Genomic DNA, 17517 nt, shown 5'->3' with positions numbered 1-17517 from the left:
GCCCCCACCCCACCCCACCACCCCCCCCCCCCCTCCCCCCCCCCCCCCCACCCCCCCCCCCCTCCCCCCTCCCCCCCCCCCCCCCCCCCCCCGCCGGGCGACGCCGTCCGCAGCACGTACTGCCCGCCGTGCGCGTTGGCCTCGGCGAAGACCTCCAGCGGGCCCGAGACGTCGAGCAGGCGGACGCCGTCGTAGAGGACGACGAGAACGGTCCGGGAACGCACCTCAGCCCGTGCCGGACCAGCCGCTCAGGCGGTTGAGCAGGCGCTCCAGCACCTCGGGGTCGGCGGCGACGGGATCACCGGTGACCGGCTCGTCGACGAGGGTCCGGCGGTCCTGGCGCCGCGGCAGGCGCACCTGCCGCGCGTTCATCCCGCCGGGCAGCTCGAGCTCGCACCACGTCGTGCGGGCCCCGCCCACACCCGGGGTGACGCCGACCCGTTCGCCCGGGCCGGCGACCTTCGGCTCCGGCAGCCCGGGCACGTCGTCGTCGACCTCGACGGACAGCACTTCGGCGCGGAGCCGCAGCCGGAGCGTGACGAAGGCGGGCGACCGGGGGTCGCCGGCGTCGATCACGGTCCCGACCAGCCGTTTCGCGGTCGCGGTCACCTGCTCCAGCATCGGCAGCAGGGACCAGTCGGTGAGAATCAGGCGGACGAACAGTTCCGTGACCGGCAGCGCGCTGGGCTGCGCGACCAGCCGGATATCGTCCATCTGGGAGGTGTGCGCGCTCAAGCCTGACCTTCCTCGCCCAGGTCGACTGCCGGGTCCCGCATCTTGCCACCCGGCCTCCGGCGGCACGGTACCGGCTGTGCTCGCGTTGCTACCGTCGGGGCCATGGGTGAGCTGGTGGAGGACGAGGCGCGGCGCGCGGCACGGCTGCTGGACGCGCAGGCGAAGGCCGTCGAACTGTTCGCGGCCGTCGGGGAACGCGGGGTCCTGGCACCGGGCGTCCGGGAGACCGAGGCGAGCAACGCGATCCGCGACCTGGCCGGTGACCTGCTGGGGATCCACCGCTACTGGCACAAGCGGATCGTCCGCGCGGGGGTCAACACGCTGCGGCCCTACCGCGAGAACCCGCCGGACCGCGTGCTCGCCGAGGACGACATCGTGTTCGCCGACTTCGGCCCGATCTTCGAGGACTGGGAAGCGGACTTCGGCCGGACGTTCGTGCTGGGCGACGACCCGGTCAAGCACCGCCTGCGCGCCACGCTGGCCCCGGTTTTCGACGCCGGACGCGCGTACTTCGCCGCCCGGCCGGACATCACCGGCGCGCAGCTGTACGCGCACATGGTCGAGCTGGCGCGCGAAGCGGGCTGGGAGTTCGGCGGCGCGATCGCGGGGCACCTGGTCGGCCAGTTCCCCCACGAGACGATCGACGGCGACCGCATCGACTCCTACATCGCGCCGGGCAGCGACGGCCCGATGCGCCGCCCGGACCGCAACGGGCAGACGTCGCACTGGATCCTGGAGGTCCACCTCGTGGACCGAGACCTGGGGATCGGCGGGTTCTTCGAGCAGCTGCTGACGCTGGGCCCGAGCGCCGCGGAGTCCTGAGCGCCCCGAGGTGGCTTCGGGGCGCTCGGGCCGGGCTTCAGACCCGCGCCGGAACCCACAGCTCGTCGATGAGCTTCTCCGCGGTCGCCAGGCTGGCGTCCGCCAGCGGGATGAGCTCCGCCATCGCCGGGTTGACCGGGGCCAGCGTCAGCTCCGCGGTGATGAACCGCGGCTCCAGGCCGGTCAGCGCGACGCCGTGCGGGAGCCACTGTTCGGCGTGGTCCCAGCCCTCGCGGGGCGTTCCCTCGCCGTACCCGCCGCCGCGGGAGGCCAGCACGATGAACTCGCGGCCGCCCAGCAGCCCCGTCATGGTCTCGTGGTCGACCGAGAGCCCGGGCGCGATGAGGTGGTCGACCCACGCCTCGACGCTGCTCGGCGCGCCGTAGTTGTAGACCGGCAGGCCCAGCAGCACGGTGTCGGCCGCCTTGATCTCGGCGACCAGCTCCTGGGTCAGCGCCCACGACGCGGCCTGGGCCGGCGTGTGCTGCTCGGGCGGGATCGCGCGGGCCGGCCCGCTCGCGGCGTCGAGGTGCGGGAGCGGGTGTTCGCCCAGGTCGCGGTAGGTGACCGTGCCGCCGGAGTGCGCGGCGCGCCACGCGGCCGCGGCCCGGGCGCTGAGCCGCCGGCTCACCGAGCGCTCACCCTGGATGCTCGAGTCGATGTGGAGGAGATGCGCCATGTCGTTAGCCGCCCATAGATCGTTGGTGTTGGACAAACCATTAATAGCACATGCACCATCGATGTGCCCATATACTGGGCGGATGACCTCGTTGCCGGTCGTCAACCAGCCGCCCCACCGGTGCGGCGCGCTGCTCGACCACCTCTGGCGCCGGATCCGGCTGCGCAGCGAGTCGGTGCTGGCTCCGCTCGGCCTGCGGCCGCGGCACGTGCTCGCGCTCACCGTGCTGCGCGACCGCGGCGGCAGCTCACAGCAGGACCTGGCGAAGATCCTCGAGATGGACGGCACGAACATCGTCGGGCTGCTCAACGACCTCGAGGCCGAGAACCTGGTCGAACGCCGCCGCTCCCCCGCCGACCGGCGGCGCCACGTCGTCGAGCTCACCGACGTCGGCGCGAAGCTGCTGGCCCGCGCCGAGTTCGCGCTCGCGGCGGTGGAGGACGAGGTGTTCGGCGCGCTCGGCCACGACCAGCGCGAGACGCTCTACGAACTGCTCCACCAGGCCACGAGCTTGTCCGACACCGAAGCCTGCGCGGGCGGCGTCTCGGACTGCTGAGGCTCAGCCCCCGGCGATGTCGCGGGCCAGCTGCCGGGCCTCGGGCAGCGTGAACTTCCCGGTGATCTGCGTTTCGCCGCCGGTGATGGCGGACTGGACGGCCGGCGCGGTCAGCACCCGGCTCTTGAGCACCATCGCGACCTGCGAACCGACGTTCTGCCCGGTCCACTCGGCCCAGATCTTCGTGCCCTTGGCCGTGAAGCTGAGGTTGACGACCGAACCGCCGGTCTGCGGATCCACGGTGGCGTCCACCCGGCTCACGTCCGCGCCGCCGAGGAAGCTGGGCCCGAGGACGTACTTCGTGCCCAGCGTGCGGTCGCAGCTGATCAGGGGCAACGCGGGATCGTCGCGGCCGTCGAGCGGGTCAGGCTTCCCCTGGGCGCAGTCGAACCCCCGCGCCGCTGCCTGCTGGACGGCGGGATCGGTGCTCTGCCGCTCGGCGGCCGGGCCCGTCGCCGGCCCGGCCGGCACCTCGGTCAGGACCGGGCGGAACCGCAGCACCGTCCCGTCCTTGACGACGAACCCGGTGGGCCAGGCGTGCCCCGCGACCGGGGACTGGCACCCGGCGACCACAACGAGGGCGGCGACGGCCGCGAGCAGTTTCCGCACGCCGCCCATTCTCGCGTGCGGGACTACCCGGCCGCCAGCACCGCTTCGAGGCCGGACGCCTGGGTCCGCCAGTCGGTCACGTTCGGCGTGGTCCCGGTCCAGCGCTGGCCGATCCGGTTCAGCGGGTCCCGGTCGCCCGTCCACAGCGCGTCCGCCTGCCGCTGCGCGAAGGCGCGGTAGGTCGCCGAGCCCGTCGCCGCGGCCAGGTCACCGAAGTAGCGCATGAAGATGCCCTTGAACTGCTTCTGGTTGTCGTCACACGAGCTTTTGCCGGTGTCGCAGGACTCGACGAGCACCCCACCCGAGGTGAGCCGGGCCATCGCCGCGTCGGCCAGCCGCCGCGCGGCGTCCAAATAGGACCCGACGCCGGTGGCGCGCCACAGCTCGACCAGGCCGCCGATGCCGAGGCCCTGGTTGTAGGTCCAGACCGTCTGGCCGTTGTTCGCGCACGAGCCCGTCAGGCCGTCGTTCACCAGACCGGAGGTGTTGACCAGACCACTGTTCAAGTACCAGTCGCCCGCGGTCCTGGCCCGCTGTCCCCACACGGTGTCGCCCGCGACGCGGGTGTGCAGGGACGCCGTCAGCCGCAGGTACAACCCGGCCGTGACGGCGTTCTTGTAGGTCCGCTCGCGGTCCCACCAGACCCCGCCGCCGCACGTCCCGGTGTCCCAGAACCCGTTGACGTAGCTGGCGATCGTCGTCGCTTCGGTCAGGTAACGGGCGTCGTGGGTGCGGTCGTAGACGGCGATCCAGGCCAGGCCCCACCACGCGCTGTCGTCGATCGCCCGGCTGACGAAGTGCCCGTCGATCGGGTCGGAACTGCGGGCCCCGGCGGGGAACGCGGCCCGGTTGACGTCGAAGGTGCGGGCCAGCGCGCCGTCGAAACCACCGGCGTCCGCGACAGCCGTCACCGCGACCGCCGAGTTCCACCAGCTCGACGGCCACCACGCGGTGTACGGGTCGTAGGACCACATCAGCGCGTCGAGCGCCCCGGCGGCGCGGGTCGGGGCCGGACGCGCCCAGGCCGTGCAGCTTCCCTGCGCGTGCGCGGCTTCCCGGCCGCACGCCCGCACGGCGCCGCCGAACAGCCGGCCGCGGGGATCGCGCGTCGCGAACGCCGTGGTGCCGCGCCCGGTCGCGCCCGCGGCGACGCCGGCGCGGCCCAGCGACGAGCCGTCCGGCCAGCTCGCGCCCGCGTCCCAGGAGCGGTCGAGCCAGATCTCGTCCCCGGCGCCGCCCGCCTCGATGCTCCCCCACGCCAGGCCACGGCCGTCGAAGTGCAGGCGGATGGTGCGCCCGAACAGGGTGGTCGGCGCCACCGGCTGGCTGTCCCCGGCGGCGGGTGCGCTGCCGTCACAAGCGGTATCGCACACCACCGGGTAGATCCACGCGGTGCAGCCGACCCCCTGCGCGTCACCGCAGGCCCGGACCAGGCCACGGCGGTGGTGCGCCGGATCGGTGAGGTTGTACATGAGCGTGCGCGTGCCGGTCCACGAACCGGGCACAGTCGCCTTGCCCAGCAGGCCTTCCCAGGTGGCGCCGCCGTCCCACGAGCGGTCGAGCCAGACACCGTCGCCGGCGACGCCGTTGTCGATGCTGGCCCAGGCCATTCCGTCGGGGTCGGAGGCGTGCAACCGCAGCACACGGTTGTTGATCACCTTGTCCGGCAACGGAAAGCTCTCCCGCGCGGCCTTCGACGGATCGAGGGTGTCACACGAGGTGACACACACCGCCGTCGCCGCCGCGGCGGGGATCGGGGTCAGGGAACCGAGGACGAGCAGCACCACGAGCAATGTCCGCATCGACATCCCTCTCCACGCACCGGGGGTGGCTCCAGAGTAGGGAACGGCGGCGCGAACCTGAAGGAATCCGCCCGGTTCTGGCTCGTTCCGGACAGTGATTGCCCGTTCAGGCGGGATTCGTTGTCCGAGGACTCCGCGGCGACGAGCTCCACCTGCTCTTCCGCGTGCCGCCGGGCCTGGTTGATCTCGGCCAGCTCGGCCCGCAGCCGCGCGAGGTCGTCTTCGAGCTGACGGCACTTGATCTCTTCGCGGGCCAGCCGGGCCGCGAGGTCCTGCTAGCGCTGCCTCAGCTCGGCGACCTCCTGCCGCGCCTCGGCCAGCCGGTCACCGAGGTCCTGGGAGAAGTCGTCGAGGCCGTTCGTGATGACCAGGCCGAGCTCGGGCGAAGCGGCGCTCGTCTCGATCCGCGCCCGGGCCCGCTGCCACGGCCCGAGCGCGTCGCCGGCGAACCCGCAGGCGAGCAGGATCGTCACCACCCTGATCGTCGGCGAGCTCGTCCTCGCCACCGCCGGCGTGTCACCCGTCGCGGCCGGAGCGGCTTCGTGCGCCGCGGCCGGCTTCGGCTACCGGGCGCGACGGTGCCGTTAGGTGCTCTCCGGCGGGAAGAGGCGCGGCATGAACGCCAGCATCAGTGCCGACCACACGACATGGGTCAACAGCGGCGCCTGCACCCCGCCGGACCGGCTTCGCTGCACCGCGAAAAGCGTCCCCATGGCCGCCGATGCCAGTACCAGTGCGGGATTCCGGGTCGCCGTCGTGGACAGCACGTACACCGCCGTCGAGCCGCGCGCGCCGAACGCGTCGTAGACCGCGCCGCGGAAGAATACCTCCTCGGCCGCGCCCGTCACCAAAGTCGTCACCGCCACCGAAGGGGTCGAGCCGCGATGTGCGTGGTCGAGCACGCCGGCGATCGCCCGGCGCAGCAGCGGGATGTGCCGGGCCACCAGGGCGCCGCCGTAGAACACCGCGAACGCGGCCGCGCCCGCCAGGACCGGCTGGACGACGTCGGGGCGCCCGCGCCGGACCGGGCCGGCCGCCGCCGCGCCGCTCAGCCAGGTCGCGGCGACCGACGCCGTGAGCGTGTGGAAGCGGCGCGAACCCGAACTGCTGGCCAGTGACGCGCCGAGCAGCCCGGACCCGCCGGCCGTCACCGCGGCCAGGAACCCCTTCGTCACGCCGGCCGCCGGTTCTTCGCCCGCTCGCCCAGCGCCTGCAGCACGGCTTCGTCGTAGCCCAGCGGCTCGAACTCGACGATCCGGCGGATCGAATCGTCGCGAACGACCACCTCGTTGGTCATCGAGTCGATCAGCGCCCGCCCGGTCGTGACGTCGATGTCGGTCACCAGCGAAAGCCAGTACGAGGACAGCTTCGGCGACAGCAGCGGCACCGGCACGATCAGCAGCGGCCGGCCCTCGATCGCCGCCACGCGCTGCAGCATGTCGCGGTAGGCCAGCACCTCGGGGCCGCCGATGTCGAACGTCCGGCCCTCGGCCTCCGGGTGGTCGAGCACGCCGGCGAGGTAGCGGACGACGTCGGCGATCGCGATCGGCTGGGTGCGGGTGCCGACCCAGCGCGGGGTGACCATCGCCGGCAGGTGCTCCACCAGCTGGCGGGTCAGCTCCCACGACGTGCCGCCGTGCCCGATCACGATCCCGGCGCGCAGCACCGTCACCGGCACGCCGGTCTCCCCCAGCAGCCGCTCGACCTCGCGCCGGCTGGCCAGGTGCTCGGACAGCGAATCGTCGTCGTCCCCGAGCCCGCCGAGGTAGACGATCCGGCGCAGGCCCGCGTCGGCCGCCGCGCGGGCGAAGGCGCGGGCCGCGTCGGCGTCCCGGCGCTGGAAGTCCGCGCTGTCGAGCGAGTGCACGAGGTAGTAGGCGGCGTCGGCGCCCTTCAGCGCGTCACGCAACGACCCCACGTCGGCGACGTCGCCGCGCACGGCCTTCCCGGCGCCTTCGTACTTCGCGGGGTGCCGCGTCATCGCGAGCACCTCGTGTCCCGCGTCTTCCAGCGCCGGGCACAACCGGCTGCCGACGAACCCCGAAGCCCCGGCCACCAGTACTCGCATACCCGCGACGTTAACCGGGGTCCCGCCGGCCCGCAGAACGCCCGGTGCCGGCGAAGCAGACCGCGGCGACCACTCCCGCGCAGCCGACGAGCTGCAGCACCCCGGGCGACTCGCCGAGCAGGCCGATCCCCAGCAGCACCGCCCCGACCGGTTGCAGCAGCATGAGCGTCGCCCCCGCGGTGGCCGACATCCGCGGCAGCGCGGCCGAGATCAGCAGCCAGCCGACCAGCTGGCCGAGCACGGCGAGCGCGGCAAGCCACCCGAACGTGGGCCACCCGGGCGCGAAGTCGAGCGTGCCGGACGGGACGCCGAGCACCACCGCGACCACGCCGGCGGAGAGCGTCGCCAGCAGCAGGGACCACGACTGCGTCCCGTGGCCGCCGCTGAGCCGGATCAGGAAGAGGTACCCGGCGTACCCGGCCCCGGCCAGCAGCGCCGCGACCGCCCCGGTGACCGGGTCGGGGCCGAACGCGCCGGTCCCGGCGAACCCGCCGGCCAGGACGACCCCGCCGAGCAGCACCGGCACGGCGACGAGGAACCGCTTCGCCGGCCGTTCGGACAGGAACACGAACGCCAGCACCGGCACGATGATCACCTGCACGGCGAGCAGCACCGTCGCGATGCCGGCGCCGACCCGCGGGATCGCCTCGCCCCAGAGCACGAAGTCCAGGCCGAGGCCGACCCCGGCCAGCAGCGGGAAGAGCACCCGGCGGCGGGTCCCCGGCGCGGCCTTCCGCCGTTCCCGCGCGGCGAGCGCGACCAGCACCGGCAGCGCGAGCAGGCAGCGCCAGAACGCGCTCGTGGCGCCGCTGGCGTGCGAGACCTTGATGAAGACCGACGACAGGGAGATGCAGAAGCCGCCGAGCGCGGCGAGCAGGCGCGGGTCGATGCGCTGGGTCAGCGGCAGGGCGGGCGTGGGGCGGGTCGCGGTCGTGGTCACGTCCTCCAGCGTGCGGTCTTCGACTGTCAAGGACAAGCGAATGTTTCTGTGGAGAATCCAGTAGCATCTCTACCGTGTTCGGACTGGATCGGATGCGTGCGCTGCACGCCGTCGCCACCCAGGGCTCGGTCGCCTCGGCGGCCGCGTCGTTGCACGTCACGCCGTCCGGGGTGTCCCAGCAGCTGGCGAAGCTGGAGCGGGAAGCGGGCCAGCCGCTGCTGGAGCCGCGCGGCCGCGGGGTCCGGCTGACCAAGGCGGGCCAGGTGCTCGCCGGGCACGCCGAGCGGATCCTCGCGCAGGTCGCCGAGGCGAAGGCGGACCTGGAGCTGCTGCGCGAGGACGTCATCGGGCCGCTGCGGGTCGGCGCGATCCCGACGACGGTCCACGCGCTCCTGCCGCCCGCGCTGGCCACGCTCGCCGCGCAGCACCCGCGTCTCGCGGTGACGCTGAACGAGGGTGAGGCGGAGCAGACCATGCCACGGGTGCTGGCCGGCGACCTCGACGTCGCGGTGGTGGAGAGCTGGACCGACCGCCCGACGGTGATCCCGCCGTCGACGGCCCGGATCGAGCTGTTCGCCGACGTCGCCGACCTCGTGCTGCCCGCCGGGCACCGGCTGGCCCACCGCAAGGCCGTCGAACTGTCCGAAGTGGACGATCTGCCGTGGATCGGCTGGAGCGCCGGGTCCGGGTGCCACGAATGGCTCGTTCAGGTGCTGCGGAAGCAGCGGGTGGAGCCGCGGATCACCTGCACGGTCGGCAGCTACCCGACGCAGCTGGCCCTGGTGGCGGGCAACGTCGGCGCGGCGCTGGTCCCCCGGCTGGCCCGCGAGCGGCTGCCCGAAGGCGTCCGCGTCCTGACCACGCGCCCGCCCCTGACCCGCACGATCTACGCGATCTGCCGCACGGGCGAGGAAGACCACGGCGCGGTGCGCGCCTGCCTGGACGCACTGCGCGCCGCGTCGGCTCGTTACGAAGGCCCGCGCTGAGACCGGGCCGGTTCGGCGGCCCAGCTCGCCAGCAGCCGCAACGCCTCCTCCGAGGGTGAGCCCGGTTCGACCGTGTGCACCCCGAGCACCTGGTCCCGGTCGCCGGTCGGGGTCAGCGCCTCGTAGCCGAGGACCAGGTCGCCCACCACCGGGTGGCGGTAGTGCTTGGTGCCGTGGGTGCGCTGGTAGACGTCGTGCTCGGCCCACCAGCCGCGGAAGTCCTGGTCCCGCACCGAAAGTTCGCCGACCAGGGCGGCCAGCGCCGGGTCGTGCGGGTTGCGGCCCGCGTACAGGTGCAGGGTCGCCACCACGCTCCGGGCGGCCGACGCCCAGTCCGCGTACAGGTCGCGGGCGAGGGGGTCCAGGAAGACGAACCGGGCCATGTTCCGCTCCCGCGGCGGCAGCGCGTCGAAGTCGCGGTAGAGCGCCTTGGCCAGCGCGTTGCTGCCCAGGACGTCCAGCCGGCGGCCGGTGACGATCGCCGGGACGTCGGACAGGGTCTCCAGCACGCGTTGCAGCCCGGGCCGGATCCGCTGCGGCGGCAGGGGCCGCGGGCGGCGGCTCGGCTTGGCCACCGCGAACAGGTGGCGCCGCTCGGTCTCGTCGAGCCGCAACGCCCGCGCGATCGCGTCCAGCACCGACTCCGAGACGTTCAGGTTCCGCCCGCGCTCGAGCCGGACGTAGTAGTCGACGCTCACCCCGGCCAGCCGCGCGACCTCCTCGCGCCGCAGGCCCGGGACGCGCCGGACCCCGGGTTCCGGGGCGAGCCCGGCGTCTTCGGGGGTGACCCGGGCCCGCCGCGCCCGCAGGAAGTCCCGCAGTTCGGGGTTGCCCTCGCTCATGTCCCCAGCCTAGATCGGCGGCCGGGCTCGTGCGGGGGTCTGCTGGACCCCCGGTAGCAGCGAGCCTCCTTCGCGACCATCAACCGACCCTGTTCGGCGGTTACCTGGGAGCAGACCAGTTCCCGAGACGAGGAAGAACCGAGATGGAACGCGAAATCCTGGGCGGCACCGGCATGTCCGTGAGCCGCTTCGCCTTCGGCGCCATGATGCTGGGCGCGATGGGCAACACCGACCGCGCCGAGTCGGTGCGCATGATCCACGCGGCGCTCGACGCCGGGGTCAACTTCGTCGACACCGCCGACGTCTACTCCCACGGCGAGTCCGAAGAGATCGTGGGCGAGGCCCTCAGGGGCCGCCGCGACGACGTGGTGCTCGCCACGAAGTTCTCCATGCCGATGGGCCCCGACGCCAACCAGGCCGGCGGCTCGCCGCGGTGGGTCAAGCGCGCCGTGGAAGCCAGCCTGCGCCGGCTCGGCACCGACCACCTCGACCTCTACCAGATGCACCGGCCGGACCACACCACCGACATCGACGAGACGCTCGGCGCGCTGTCGGAGCTCGTCCGGGCGGGCAAGGTGCGCGCGATCGGGTCGTCGACGTTCCCGGCCGAGCTGATGGTCGAGGCGCAGTGGGCCGCCCGGCGGGGCGGGCACCACCGCTTCCGCACGGAGCAGCCGCGGTACTCGATCCTCACCCGGATCATCGAGAACGACGTCCTGCCGACCGCTCAGCGCCACGGCATGGGCGTGCTGACCTACGGCCCGCTCTCCAGCGGCTGGCTGACCGGGCGCGACCCGGCGCAAAGCCACCGCGCCGGGCTCATGCCCGAGGTGTTCGACCTGGCGATCCCGGAGAACCGGGCGCGGGTGGACGCCGTCGGCCGGCTGGGGAAGCTCGCCGGCGAGGCCGGGATGCCGCTGACCCACCTGGCGGTGCGGTTCGTGCTGAGCCACCCGGCCGTGACGTCGGTGCTGATCGGCCCGCGCACGCCCGAGCAGCTCGACGACCTGCTGACCGCGGCGGGACCGCTGCCCGGTGACGTGCTGGACCGCATCGACGAGATCGTCCCGCCCGGCACCGAGGTCAACCGGCACGACAACTACCGGGCGGCGGCCCCGGCGATCGAGGACCCGCGGCTGCGGCGGCGCTGACGCGAGGGCGGTGCTGGCGTGCCCGCGCGGCCACGCGCATGCTGGAGCCGTGATCAGCACTTCGGATGTCGAACGGGCGGCCGCGCGCATTCACGGCCGGGTCCGCCGCACGCCGGTCCTCGCGGGGGACGACGGCCTGTGGTTCAAGCTCGAGCAGCTCCAGCACACCGGGTCGTTCAAGGCCCGCGGGGCCTTCAACCGGATCCTCGCCGCGGGTGAGCTCGCGGCGGCGGGCGTGGTGGCGGCGTCCGGCGGGAACGCCGGGCTCGCCGTCGCCCACGCCGCGCGGGAGTTCGGGGTGGCCGCGCGGGTCTACGTCCCCCAGACCGCCCCCGCGGTGAAGGTCGCGAAGCTGCGGAAGCTGGGCGCGGCCGTCGAGCTGGTCGGCGACAAGTACGCGGACGCCTACGACGCGGCCGTGAAGCACGCGGCGGACTCCGGCGCGCTCTTCTGCCACGCCTACGACCAGCCCGAGATCTGCGCCGGGCAGGGCACCGTCGGACTGGAGCTGCTGGAGCAGGTCGAGGGGCTCGACACGATCCTGGTCGCGGTCGGCGGCGGCGGGCTGCTGGCCGGCATCACCGCCGCGGTCGAGGGCCGGGCGCGGGTGGTCGGCGTCGAACCGCGCACCGCGCCGACGCTGAACGCGGCGCTGGCCGCCGGGGCGCCGGTCTCGGTCGAGGTGTCCGGGGTCGCCGCCGACTCCCTCGGCGCGACCCGCCTCGGTGACATCGCCTTCGCCGTCGCCACCCGCGCGAACGTGGGCTCGGTGCTCGTGGACGACACCACGATCCTCGACGCCCGGGCCGCGTTGTGGGACCAGTACCGCCTGGCCGTCGAGCCCGGCGGGGCGACGGCGTTCGCCGCGCTGCTCGCCGGCGCCTACCGCCCGGCGCCCGGCGAGCGCGTCGCCGTCCTGCTCTGCGGGGCCAACACCGACCCCGCGACGCTCACTTCCCCGACAGCCGCGCCACCAGCGGCGCGAACTCTTCGATGAACGCGGAGTTGACGCTGACGTAGGAGACGCCCAGCTCTTCACGGCGCCGTTCGAGCTCCTCGGCCATGTCGTCGAGGCTGCCGCGGATCATGGTCAGCGAGTCGTGCTCGATGAGCGTTTCCGCGTCGACGCCGATGAACCCGCGGATCCACGGCGGCACCTGCTCGCCGACGACGAAGAGGTTGAGCCCCAGCTCGAGATCGCGGTCGCCCGCGGCGGCGCGGATCTCCTCGACGTACCCGGCCATCTCCTCGCGGGTGGTCAGCACCCCGCCGGCGAGGGTGACGATGTCCGCCTTCGCCGCGGCGAGCCGGCGCGCCTTCGGGCCGCCGGCGGCGACCATCACCGGCGTGTGCGTGTCGCCGTCGAGACGCCGGACGTGGTCGATCGTCTCGGAGATCGAGTCGAGGCGCTCCTGCCCCGAGCCGTAGGGCAGGCCGAGCTCTTCGGCCTGCTGGCGCATGGCCGGCAGCCCGGTGCCGAGGCCGAGCTCGAACCGGCCGCCGGTCACCACGGTGAGGCTGTGCGCCTCCCACGCCGCGGCGCGGGCCGTGCGCAGCGGGCTGGCCAGCACGAACGAGCCGACGCGCAGCTCGGTCGTCACCGCGGCGGCGGCCGCGAGCGCGGCGGTCGGGGTGGGCATGTTCAGGTTGTCCGGGCAGAGCAGGGTCGAGTACCCGAGCTCCTCGGCGCGCTTCGCGGTCGCGAGCCATTTCGCGCCGCCTTCGGTCGCGGCCGCGACCACACCGAACCGGAACGCCTTCTGCGGCATCGGAACACCCCCGTGGTTGTCAGGTACCCCGATCCAACCACCGGTGCGCCCGGCCGTGCCACCACGGCCGGGCGCGCGCCGGAGCGTCAGCCGCGCTGGTACTCCTCCCACGTCACCTTGGTGACCGCGGGGCCGTCGTCGGCGCCGCCGCCGGCGAGGCCGTTCTTGCCCAGGTAGTAGTCGCCCGTCTGGTGCTGCGCGCCCGAGGAGAGGTCCGGGTCGGAGATCGCCTCGGCGTGGACGTGGTAGGCGAACCCCTGCGCCGGCGTGCGGTACCAGGCCGCGAAGCCGACCTGGCGCAGCGCCTTGATGAAGTTCGTCCGGGTCGTCGACGACATGCCGGACACCGAGATGTCCATCGCGCCGCCGCCGTCGTGCGTCCCGGCCGAAGCGTCGACACCGCCCGGGTTGTACGAACCCTGCGTCAGGCCGACCGTGGTGCCGGAAAGGCGTTCGGCCTCCAGCAGCATCGCCTTGGTGCGGGTGTTGATCGTGACCCCGCGGTACGAGACACGGCTGCCCGCCGACACCGGCGAGCTCACCGTGTACCGGCCGTCGCCCAGCTTCTCCAGCGACGTCTTGCCCGGCAGGCCGGAGGCGTCGATCCCGGTGTAGCCCAACGACTTCTGGTACTGCGAGTACGCCGTGATCGTCGTGGTGCCGAAGTACCCGTCGACGTACTTGCTCTCGAGCAGGCCCTTCGCCTGCAGCGCCTGCTCGACGAGCAGGACGCTGTCGTGCGCGCCCGGCGTCTGGGTGTCGTCGGCGCGGCGCGGGTCGATCTGGGCCGCCTTCAGCACGGCCTCCATGTTCGCCGCGGGCAGCGCCGTCGTGACCGCGGGCGCGGCCTGAGCCGGCGCGGCCACGGCGAACGCCGCTCCGATCATCGCCGTCAGGACGGCGGCCTTCGTGAACATCCCTGTCCTCCACTGGTCGGGTTCCCTTACCGCCCAGAGGATCGCCCCACCGGATACAAGGGACGTACAAAACGGGCGGTCACCCCGCCCGGAACCCCCGCAGGCGCAGGCTGTTCGTCACGACGAAGACCGAGCTGACCGCCATCGCCGCGCCGGCGAGCATCGGGTTCAGCAGACCGGCGGCGGCCAGCGGCAGCGCGGCGACGTTGTAGGCGAACGCCCAGAAGAGGTTGCCCTTGATCGTGGCCAGCGTCCGGCGGGAGAGCCGGATCGCGTCGGCCGCCGCGCGCAGGTCGCCGCGTACCAGCGTCAGGTCGGCCGCCTCGATCGCGACGTCGGTGCCGGTGCCCATGGCGAGGCCCAGGTCGGCCTGCGCGAGCGCGGCCGCGTCGTTGACGCCGTCCCCGGCCATCGCGACGACCTTGCCCTCTTCCTGCAGCCGCTTGACGACGTCGGCCTTGTCCTTCGGCAGCACCTCGGCGATCACGTGCTCGATCCCGACCTCGGCGGCCACGGCGTGGGCGACGGCTGCGCTGTCTCCGGTGAGCAGCACCGGGGTCAGGCCGAGCCCGCGCAGCCGCCGGACCGCCTCGGCGGACGTCGGCTTGACGGTGTCGGCCACCGCGAGCGTGCCGCGGACCTCGCCGTCCCACGTCACGGCGACCGTGGTCACCTCGGCTCCCGGGGCGTCCGCCCGGCCGACGCTCACCGTGCGGCCCTCCACCGTGCCGGTCACGCCGAGCCCGGGCATGCTGCGGAAGTCCACAACGGACGGCAGTGTTCCGAAGCGCTCCCGCGCCGCGTCCGTGATCGCGCGGGCGATCGGGTGCTCGGACGCGGCTTCGACGGCGCCTGCGAGCCGCAGCACTTCGCCGTCGCCCTCGACGAGGGACATCCGGCCGGTGGTGACGGTGCCGGTCTTGTCGAGCACCACGGTGTCGGCCCGGCGGGTCGACTCGAGCACCTCGGGTCCCTTGATGAGGATGCCCAGCTGCGCGCCGCGGCCGGTGCCGACCAGCAGCGCGGTCGGCGTGGCCAGGCCGAGCGCGCACGGGCAGGCGATGATCAGCACGGCCACCGCGGCGGTGAACGCGGCCGAGGGCGAGCCGCCCGCGCCGAGCCAGAAGGCGAGCGTCGCCACGGCCAGCGCGATGACCACCGGGACGAAGACCGCCGAGACGCGGTCCGCGAGCCGCTGAACCTGGGCTTTGCCGGTCTGAGCCTCCTCGACCAGCCGCGCGGTCTGCGCCAGCTGCGTGTCGGCGCCGACGCGGGTGGCGCGGACGACGAGCCGCCCGCCGACGTTGACCGTCGCGCCGGCCACGGTGTCGCCCGGGGCGACCTCGACCGGCACGCTTTCGCCGGTGAGCAGGCTCGCGTCGATCGCGGACCCGCCGTCCTCGACGACACCGTCGGTCGCGACCTTCTCCCCCGGCCGCACCACGAACCGGTCGCCGACGACCAGCTCGCCGATCGGGATTCGCAGCTCACGCCCGTCGCGCAGGACGGCGACGTCCTTGGCGCCGAGGTCGAGCAGCGCCCGCAGAGCGGCGCCGGCGCGGCGCTTGGAGCGCGCCTCGAAGTAGCGCCCGGCCAGGATGAACGTCGTGACGCCGGCGGCGACCTCGAGGTAGATCGCGCCATCGCCGGCCATCCGCTCGATGGTGAGCTCGAACGGGTGCTTCAGGCCGGGGGTGCCCGCGGTGCCGAAGAACAGCGCGTACAGCGACCAGCCGAAGGCGGCAATCGTGCCGATCGAGATCAGCGTGTCCATCGTGGCGGCGCCGTGGCGGAGGTTGGCGAACGCGGCCCGGTGGAACGGCCACGCGCCCCACACCAGCACCGGCGCGGCCAGGGTCAGCGAGAGCCACTGCCAGTAGGTGAACTGCCACGCGGGCACCATCGCCAGGACGACGGCCGGGACGCTCAGCACCGCGGAGCCGAGCAGCCGCTGCCGCACTACCCGGGTGGGGTTTTCCTCCGGGGTCTCCTCCGGTTCGGCGGCGGGCAGGGTCGCGCCGTAGCCCGCCGCTTCGACCTGCGCGACGAGATCCTGCGGGGTGACGTCGCCGCCGTAGGAGACCTTCGCCTTTTCGGTCGCGTAGTTGACCGTCGCGGTGACGCCGTCCAGCTTGCCGAGCTTGCGTTCGATCCGCGCGGCGCAGGACGCGCAGGTCATCCCGGTGATCGTGAGCTCGACGCTCTGGGCCTCCAGCTGCAGTGTCATGGCCGGTCCCCTTCCCCGGTGGCCGTGGTGAACTCGGCGGTGCGGACGACGCCGTTGTGGCGGAAGTCCAGGAACAGCCGGTAGGTCCCGGCCGAGGGCACCTCGGCGAAGAACGTCACCGCGGGCCCGGCCGGCGTCTTGCCGTCGCCGGGCTCGCCGTCCGGGTGGACGTGGAGGTAGCCGAGGTCACCGCCGCGGAGCGCGACGAGGTGGCCGAACGCGCCGAGGTAGGGCTGCAGGTCGGTGACCGGGCGGCCGTCCCTGGTGACGGTCGCCGTGAGCCGGGACGACCGGCCGGGGACGAGGTCACCGTCGAGCCGGACGCGGTAGCCGTCGACGTCGGCGACCCGCGACTCGGGGTGCTCGACCGGCTGGAACAGCCCTGGCGCGACGAGGTCGACCCCGAGCGTCTGTCCCTGGCCGCCGGCGGGCGTGAAGTCGGCGAAGGCGCGGTAGCTGCCCGCCTCGGCGACCGTGACCGGCACCGTCCACGTGCCGCCGGCACCCAGTGCGGGGTGCAGGTGCTGGTAACCGGCGGTGTCGCGGCGGACGACGATGAAGTGCATCCGCTTCTCGTGCTCGACGTCGTAGGCGGTCACGGCGGCGCCGTCGGGGCCGGTGATGGTGAAGGTGACCTTCGTGGTGGCGCCGGGGGTGAGCGTCGTGCCGGTAGGCGTGAGGGTGTACCCGCCCGCGGCCGAGGCCAGGCCGCCGGGCTGGTGGTCCGCGGCGGCCGTGACGGCGCCGCCGTGGCCGTCGCCGTGCGCGGTGTCCTCGCCGCCGTGCACCCCGGCCGGGCCGGGGAAGGGACCGATGGCCGTGCCGGCCGCCCAGCCGCCCCCGGCGACCAGGGCGAGTGCCGCACCGTAGGCGGAGAGCTTCGCTGCGGTGTTCATGTCAGCCGGTATCCCGCTTCTTCGACGGCTTCGCGCACGGCCGAGCCGGCGAGCTCGCCGGTGCTGTGGACCGTCACCGAGCCGGTGACCGGGTCCACCGCGACGTCGGTGACGCCGCCGAGCTCGCGGATCTCCTCTTCGACCGACCGGGCGCAGTGGCCGCAGGTCATCCCGGTGACGGTGTACGTCGTGGCTGTCATGACTCCTAGATACCCTAGGGGGGTACTGTATGCAAGAGCCGTCACGGCTTGTAACCCACGCCACACCCGGTCCCCGCACCGCTGGTCCAAGCGTGTTTCTCGTCGTCACGCACAGTTGCTTTCCTGGAGACCTGGACGCTGCCGTGTTCTTTTCGTAACCTGTTCGAGATCTCGCGGCCCCCGGTCGTCGATGGACGGCGACGCGAGATCGCCGCCGATACCCCCTGCCGGGGACCGGACCCCCCGTTCGCGGCTTCACCAGATGCGGTGAAGCGCGGCCGATGCCGGGTCAGCGCGGACGAGGCCCCCGACTCGCCC

At 73.6% G+C, this 17517-nt stretch carries 19 protein-coding genes; 5 read left to right on the top strand and 14 right to left on the bottom strand.

Features of this window, described 5'->3' with window-relative positions; translation table 11 throughout:
- Positions 1-225 precede the first annotated feature (225 nt).
- Positions 226-735 (bottom strand): ATP-binding protein, encoded by a 510-nt coding sequence (locus ACZ61C_RS42500; protein WP_465313629.1) that lies wholly within the window; start codon positions 733-735, stop codon positions 226-228.
- A 102-nt stretch (positions 736-837) separates the two neighbouring features.
- Between ACZ61C_RS42500 and ACZ61C_RS42495 the strand changes: the two genes are divergently transcribed.
- Positions 838-1557 carry a M24 family metallopeptidase gene (locus ACZ61C_RS42495; protein WP_465313628.1) on the top strand — a complete coding sequence of 240 codons (720 nt, stop codon included), beginning with the start codon at positions 838-840 and terminating at the stop codon, positions 1555-1557.
- Positions 1558-1594: 37 nt separating this feature from the next.
- Here the strand turns inward: ACZ61C_RS42495 and ACZ61C_RS42490 are convergent, their stop codons facing one another.
- Complete coding sequence (locus tag ACZ61C_RS42490; protein WP_465313627.1) at positions 1595-2236, bottom strand: FMN-dependent NADH-azoreductase; 642 nt, start codon at positions 2234-2236, stop codon at positions 1595-1597.
- 82 nt (positions 2237-2318) lie between these two features.
- On the opposite strand from ACZ61C_RS42490, the gene ACZ61C_RS42485 reads away from it, so the two are divergent.
- Positions 2319-2792 carry a MarR family winged helix-turn-helix transcriptional regulator gene (locus tag ACZ61C_RS42485; RefSeq protein ID WP_465313626.1) on the top strand — a complete coding sequence of 158 codons (474 nt, stop codon included), beginning with the start codon at positions 2319-2321 and terminating at the stop codon, positions 2790-2792.
- Between the two features lie 3 nt (positions 2793-2795).
- On the opposite strand, the gene ACZ61C_RS42480 is transcribed toward ACZ61C_RS42485, so the two are convergent.
- The 6 genes from ACZ61C_RS42480 to ACZ61C_RS42455 all read right to left on the bottom strand — a co-directional run bounded on the left by ACZ61C_RS42480 (position 2796) and on the right by ACZ61C_RS42455 (position 8211).
- On the bottom strand, positions 2796-3410 hold the full coding sequence (locus ACZ61C_RS42480) for a SecDF P1 head subdomain-containing protein (RefSeq protein WP_465313625.1): 615 nt from the start codon (positions 3408-3410) through the stop codon (positions 2796-2798).
- Between the two features lie 14 nt (positions 3411-3424).
- Positions 3425-5203, bottom strand: a complete 1779-nt coding sequence (locus tag ACZ61C_RS42475; protein WP_465313624.1) for a glycoside hydrolase family 76 protein — start codon at positions 5201-5203, stop codon at positions 3425-3427.
- A gap of 275 nt (positions 5204-5478) precedes the next feature.
- Positions 5479-5676 (bottom strand): hypothetical protein, encoded by a 198-nt coding sequence (locus ACZ61C_RS42470; RefSeq protein ID WP_465313623.1) that lies wholly within the window; start codon positions 5674-5676, stop codon positions 5479-5481.
- 111 nt (positions 5677-5787) lie between these two features.
- The gene (locus ACZ61C_RS42465; protein WP_465313622.1) at positions 5788-6378 is read right to left on the bottom strand and encodes a lysostaphin resistance A-like protein; all 591 of its coding nucleotides are present in this window, start codon (positions 6376-6378) and stop codon (positions 5788-5790) included.
- Entirely contained in the window at positions 6375-7271 is an 897-nt protein-coding gene (locus ACZ61C_RS42460) for an NAD(P)H-binding protein (protein WP_465313621.1), read from the bottom strand. The genes ACZ61C_RS42465 and ACZ61C_RS42460 overlap by 4 nt, the downstream gene beginning before the upstream one ends.
- A 10-nt stretch (positions 7272-7281) precedes the next feature.
- On the bottom strand, positions 7282-8211 hold the full coding sequence (locus ACZ61C_RS42455) for a DMT family transporter (protein ID WP_465313620.1): 930 nt from the start codon (positions 8209-8211) through the stop codon (positions 7282-7284).
- Between the two features lie 74 nt (positions 8212-8285).
- On the opposite strand from ACZ61C_RS42455, the gene ACZ61C_RS42450 reads away from it, so the two are divergent.
- Complete coding sequence (locus ACZ61C_RS42450; RefSeq protein ID WP_465313619.1) at positions 8286-9197, top strand: LysR family transcriptional regulator; 912 nt, start codon at positions 8286-8288, stop codon at positions 9195-9197.
- On the opposite strand, the gene ACZ61C_RS42445 is transcribed toward ACZ61C_RS42450, so the two are convergent.
- The gene (locus ACZ61C_RS42445) at positions 9179-10039 is read right to left on the bottom strand and encodes a helix-turn-helix transcriptional regulator (protein WP_465313618.1); all 861 of its coding nucleotides are present in this window, start codon (positions 10037-10039) and stop codon (positions 9179-9181) included. The genes ACZ61C_RS42450 and ACZ61C_RS42445 overlap by 19 nt on opposite strands.
- Before the next feature lie 143 nt (positions 10040-10182).
- Here ACZ61C_RS42445 and ACZ61C_RS42440 point away from each other — a divergent pair, with 143 nt between their 5' ends.
- Both ACZ61C_RS42440 and ACZ61C_RS42435 read left to right on the top strand, forming a co-directional pair.
- Entirely contained in the window at positions 10183-11190 is a 1008-nt protein-coding gene (locus tag ACZ61C_RS42440; protein WP_465313617.1) for an aldo/keto reductase, read from the top strand.
- 49 nt (positions 11191-11239) lie between these two features.
- Complete coding sequence (locus tag ACZ61C_RS42435; protein WP_465313616.1) at positions 11240-12187, top strand: threonine/serine dehydratase; 948 nt, start codon at positions 11240-11242, stop codon at positions 12185-12187.
- Here ACZ61C_RS42435 and ACZ61C_RS42430 read toward each other — a convergent pair.
- The 5 genes from ACZ61C_RS42430 to ACZ61C_RS42410 all read right to left on the bottom strand — a co-directional run bounded on the left by ACZ61C_RS42430 (position 12141) and on the right by ACZ61C_RS42410 (position 17199).
- Positions 12141-12959 (bottom strand): LLM class flavin-dependent oxidoreductase, encoded by an 819-nt coding sequence (locus ACZ61C_RS42430; protein ID WP_465313615.1) that lies wholly within the window; start codon positions 12957-12959, stop codon positions 12141-12143. The two genes, ACZ61C_RS42435 and ACZ61C_RS42430, sit on opposite strands and share 47 nt — an antisense overlap.
- Before the next feature lie 86 nt (positions 12960-13045).
- Positions 13046-13876 carry a peptidoglycan-binding protein gene (locus tag ACZ61C_RS42425; RefSeq protein WP_465313614.1) on the bottom strand — a complete coding sequence of 277 codons (831 nt, stop codon included), beginning with the start codon at positions 13874-13876 and terminating at the stop codon, positions 13046-13048.
- 79 nt (positions 13877-13955) lie between these two features.
- Complete coding sequence (locus ACZ61C_RS42420) at positions 13956-16103, bottom strand: heavy metal translocating P-type ATPase (protein WP_465313613.1); 2148 nt, start codon at positions 16101-16103, stop codon at positions 13956-13958.
- Entirely contained in the window at positions 16100-16999 is a 900-nt protein-coding gene (locus ACZ61C_RS42415) for a hypothetical protein (protein WP_465313612.1), read from the bottom strand. The genes ACZ61C_RS42420 and ACZ61C_RS42415 overlap by 4 nt, the downstream gene beginning before the upstream one ends.
- On the bottom strand, positions 16996-17199 hold the full coding sequence (locus ACZ61C_RS42410) for a heavy-metal-associated domain-containing protein (RefSeq protein WP_465313611.1): 204 nt from the start codon (positions 17197-17199) through the stop codon (positions 16996-16998). Before ACZ61C_RS42410 ends, ACZ61C_RS42415 begins: the two co-directional genes overlap by 4 nt.
- Positions 17200-17517: the final 318 nt, after the last annotated feature.

The organism is Amycolatopsis sp. NPDC104587, assembly GCF_055583645.1.
Note: the sequence above shows the minus strand (reverse complement) of the source record. Positions and strands in the feature narration are given on the sequence as shown.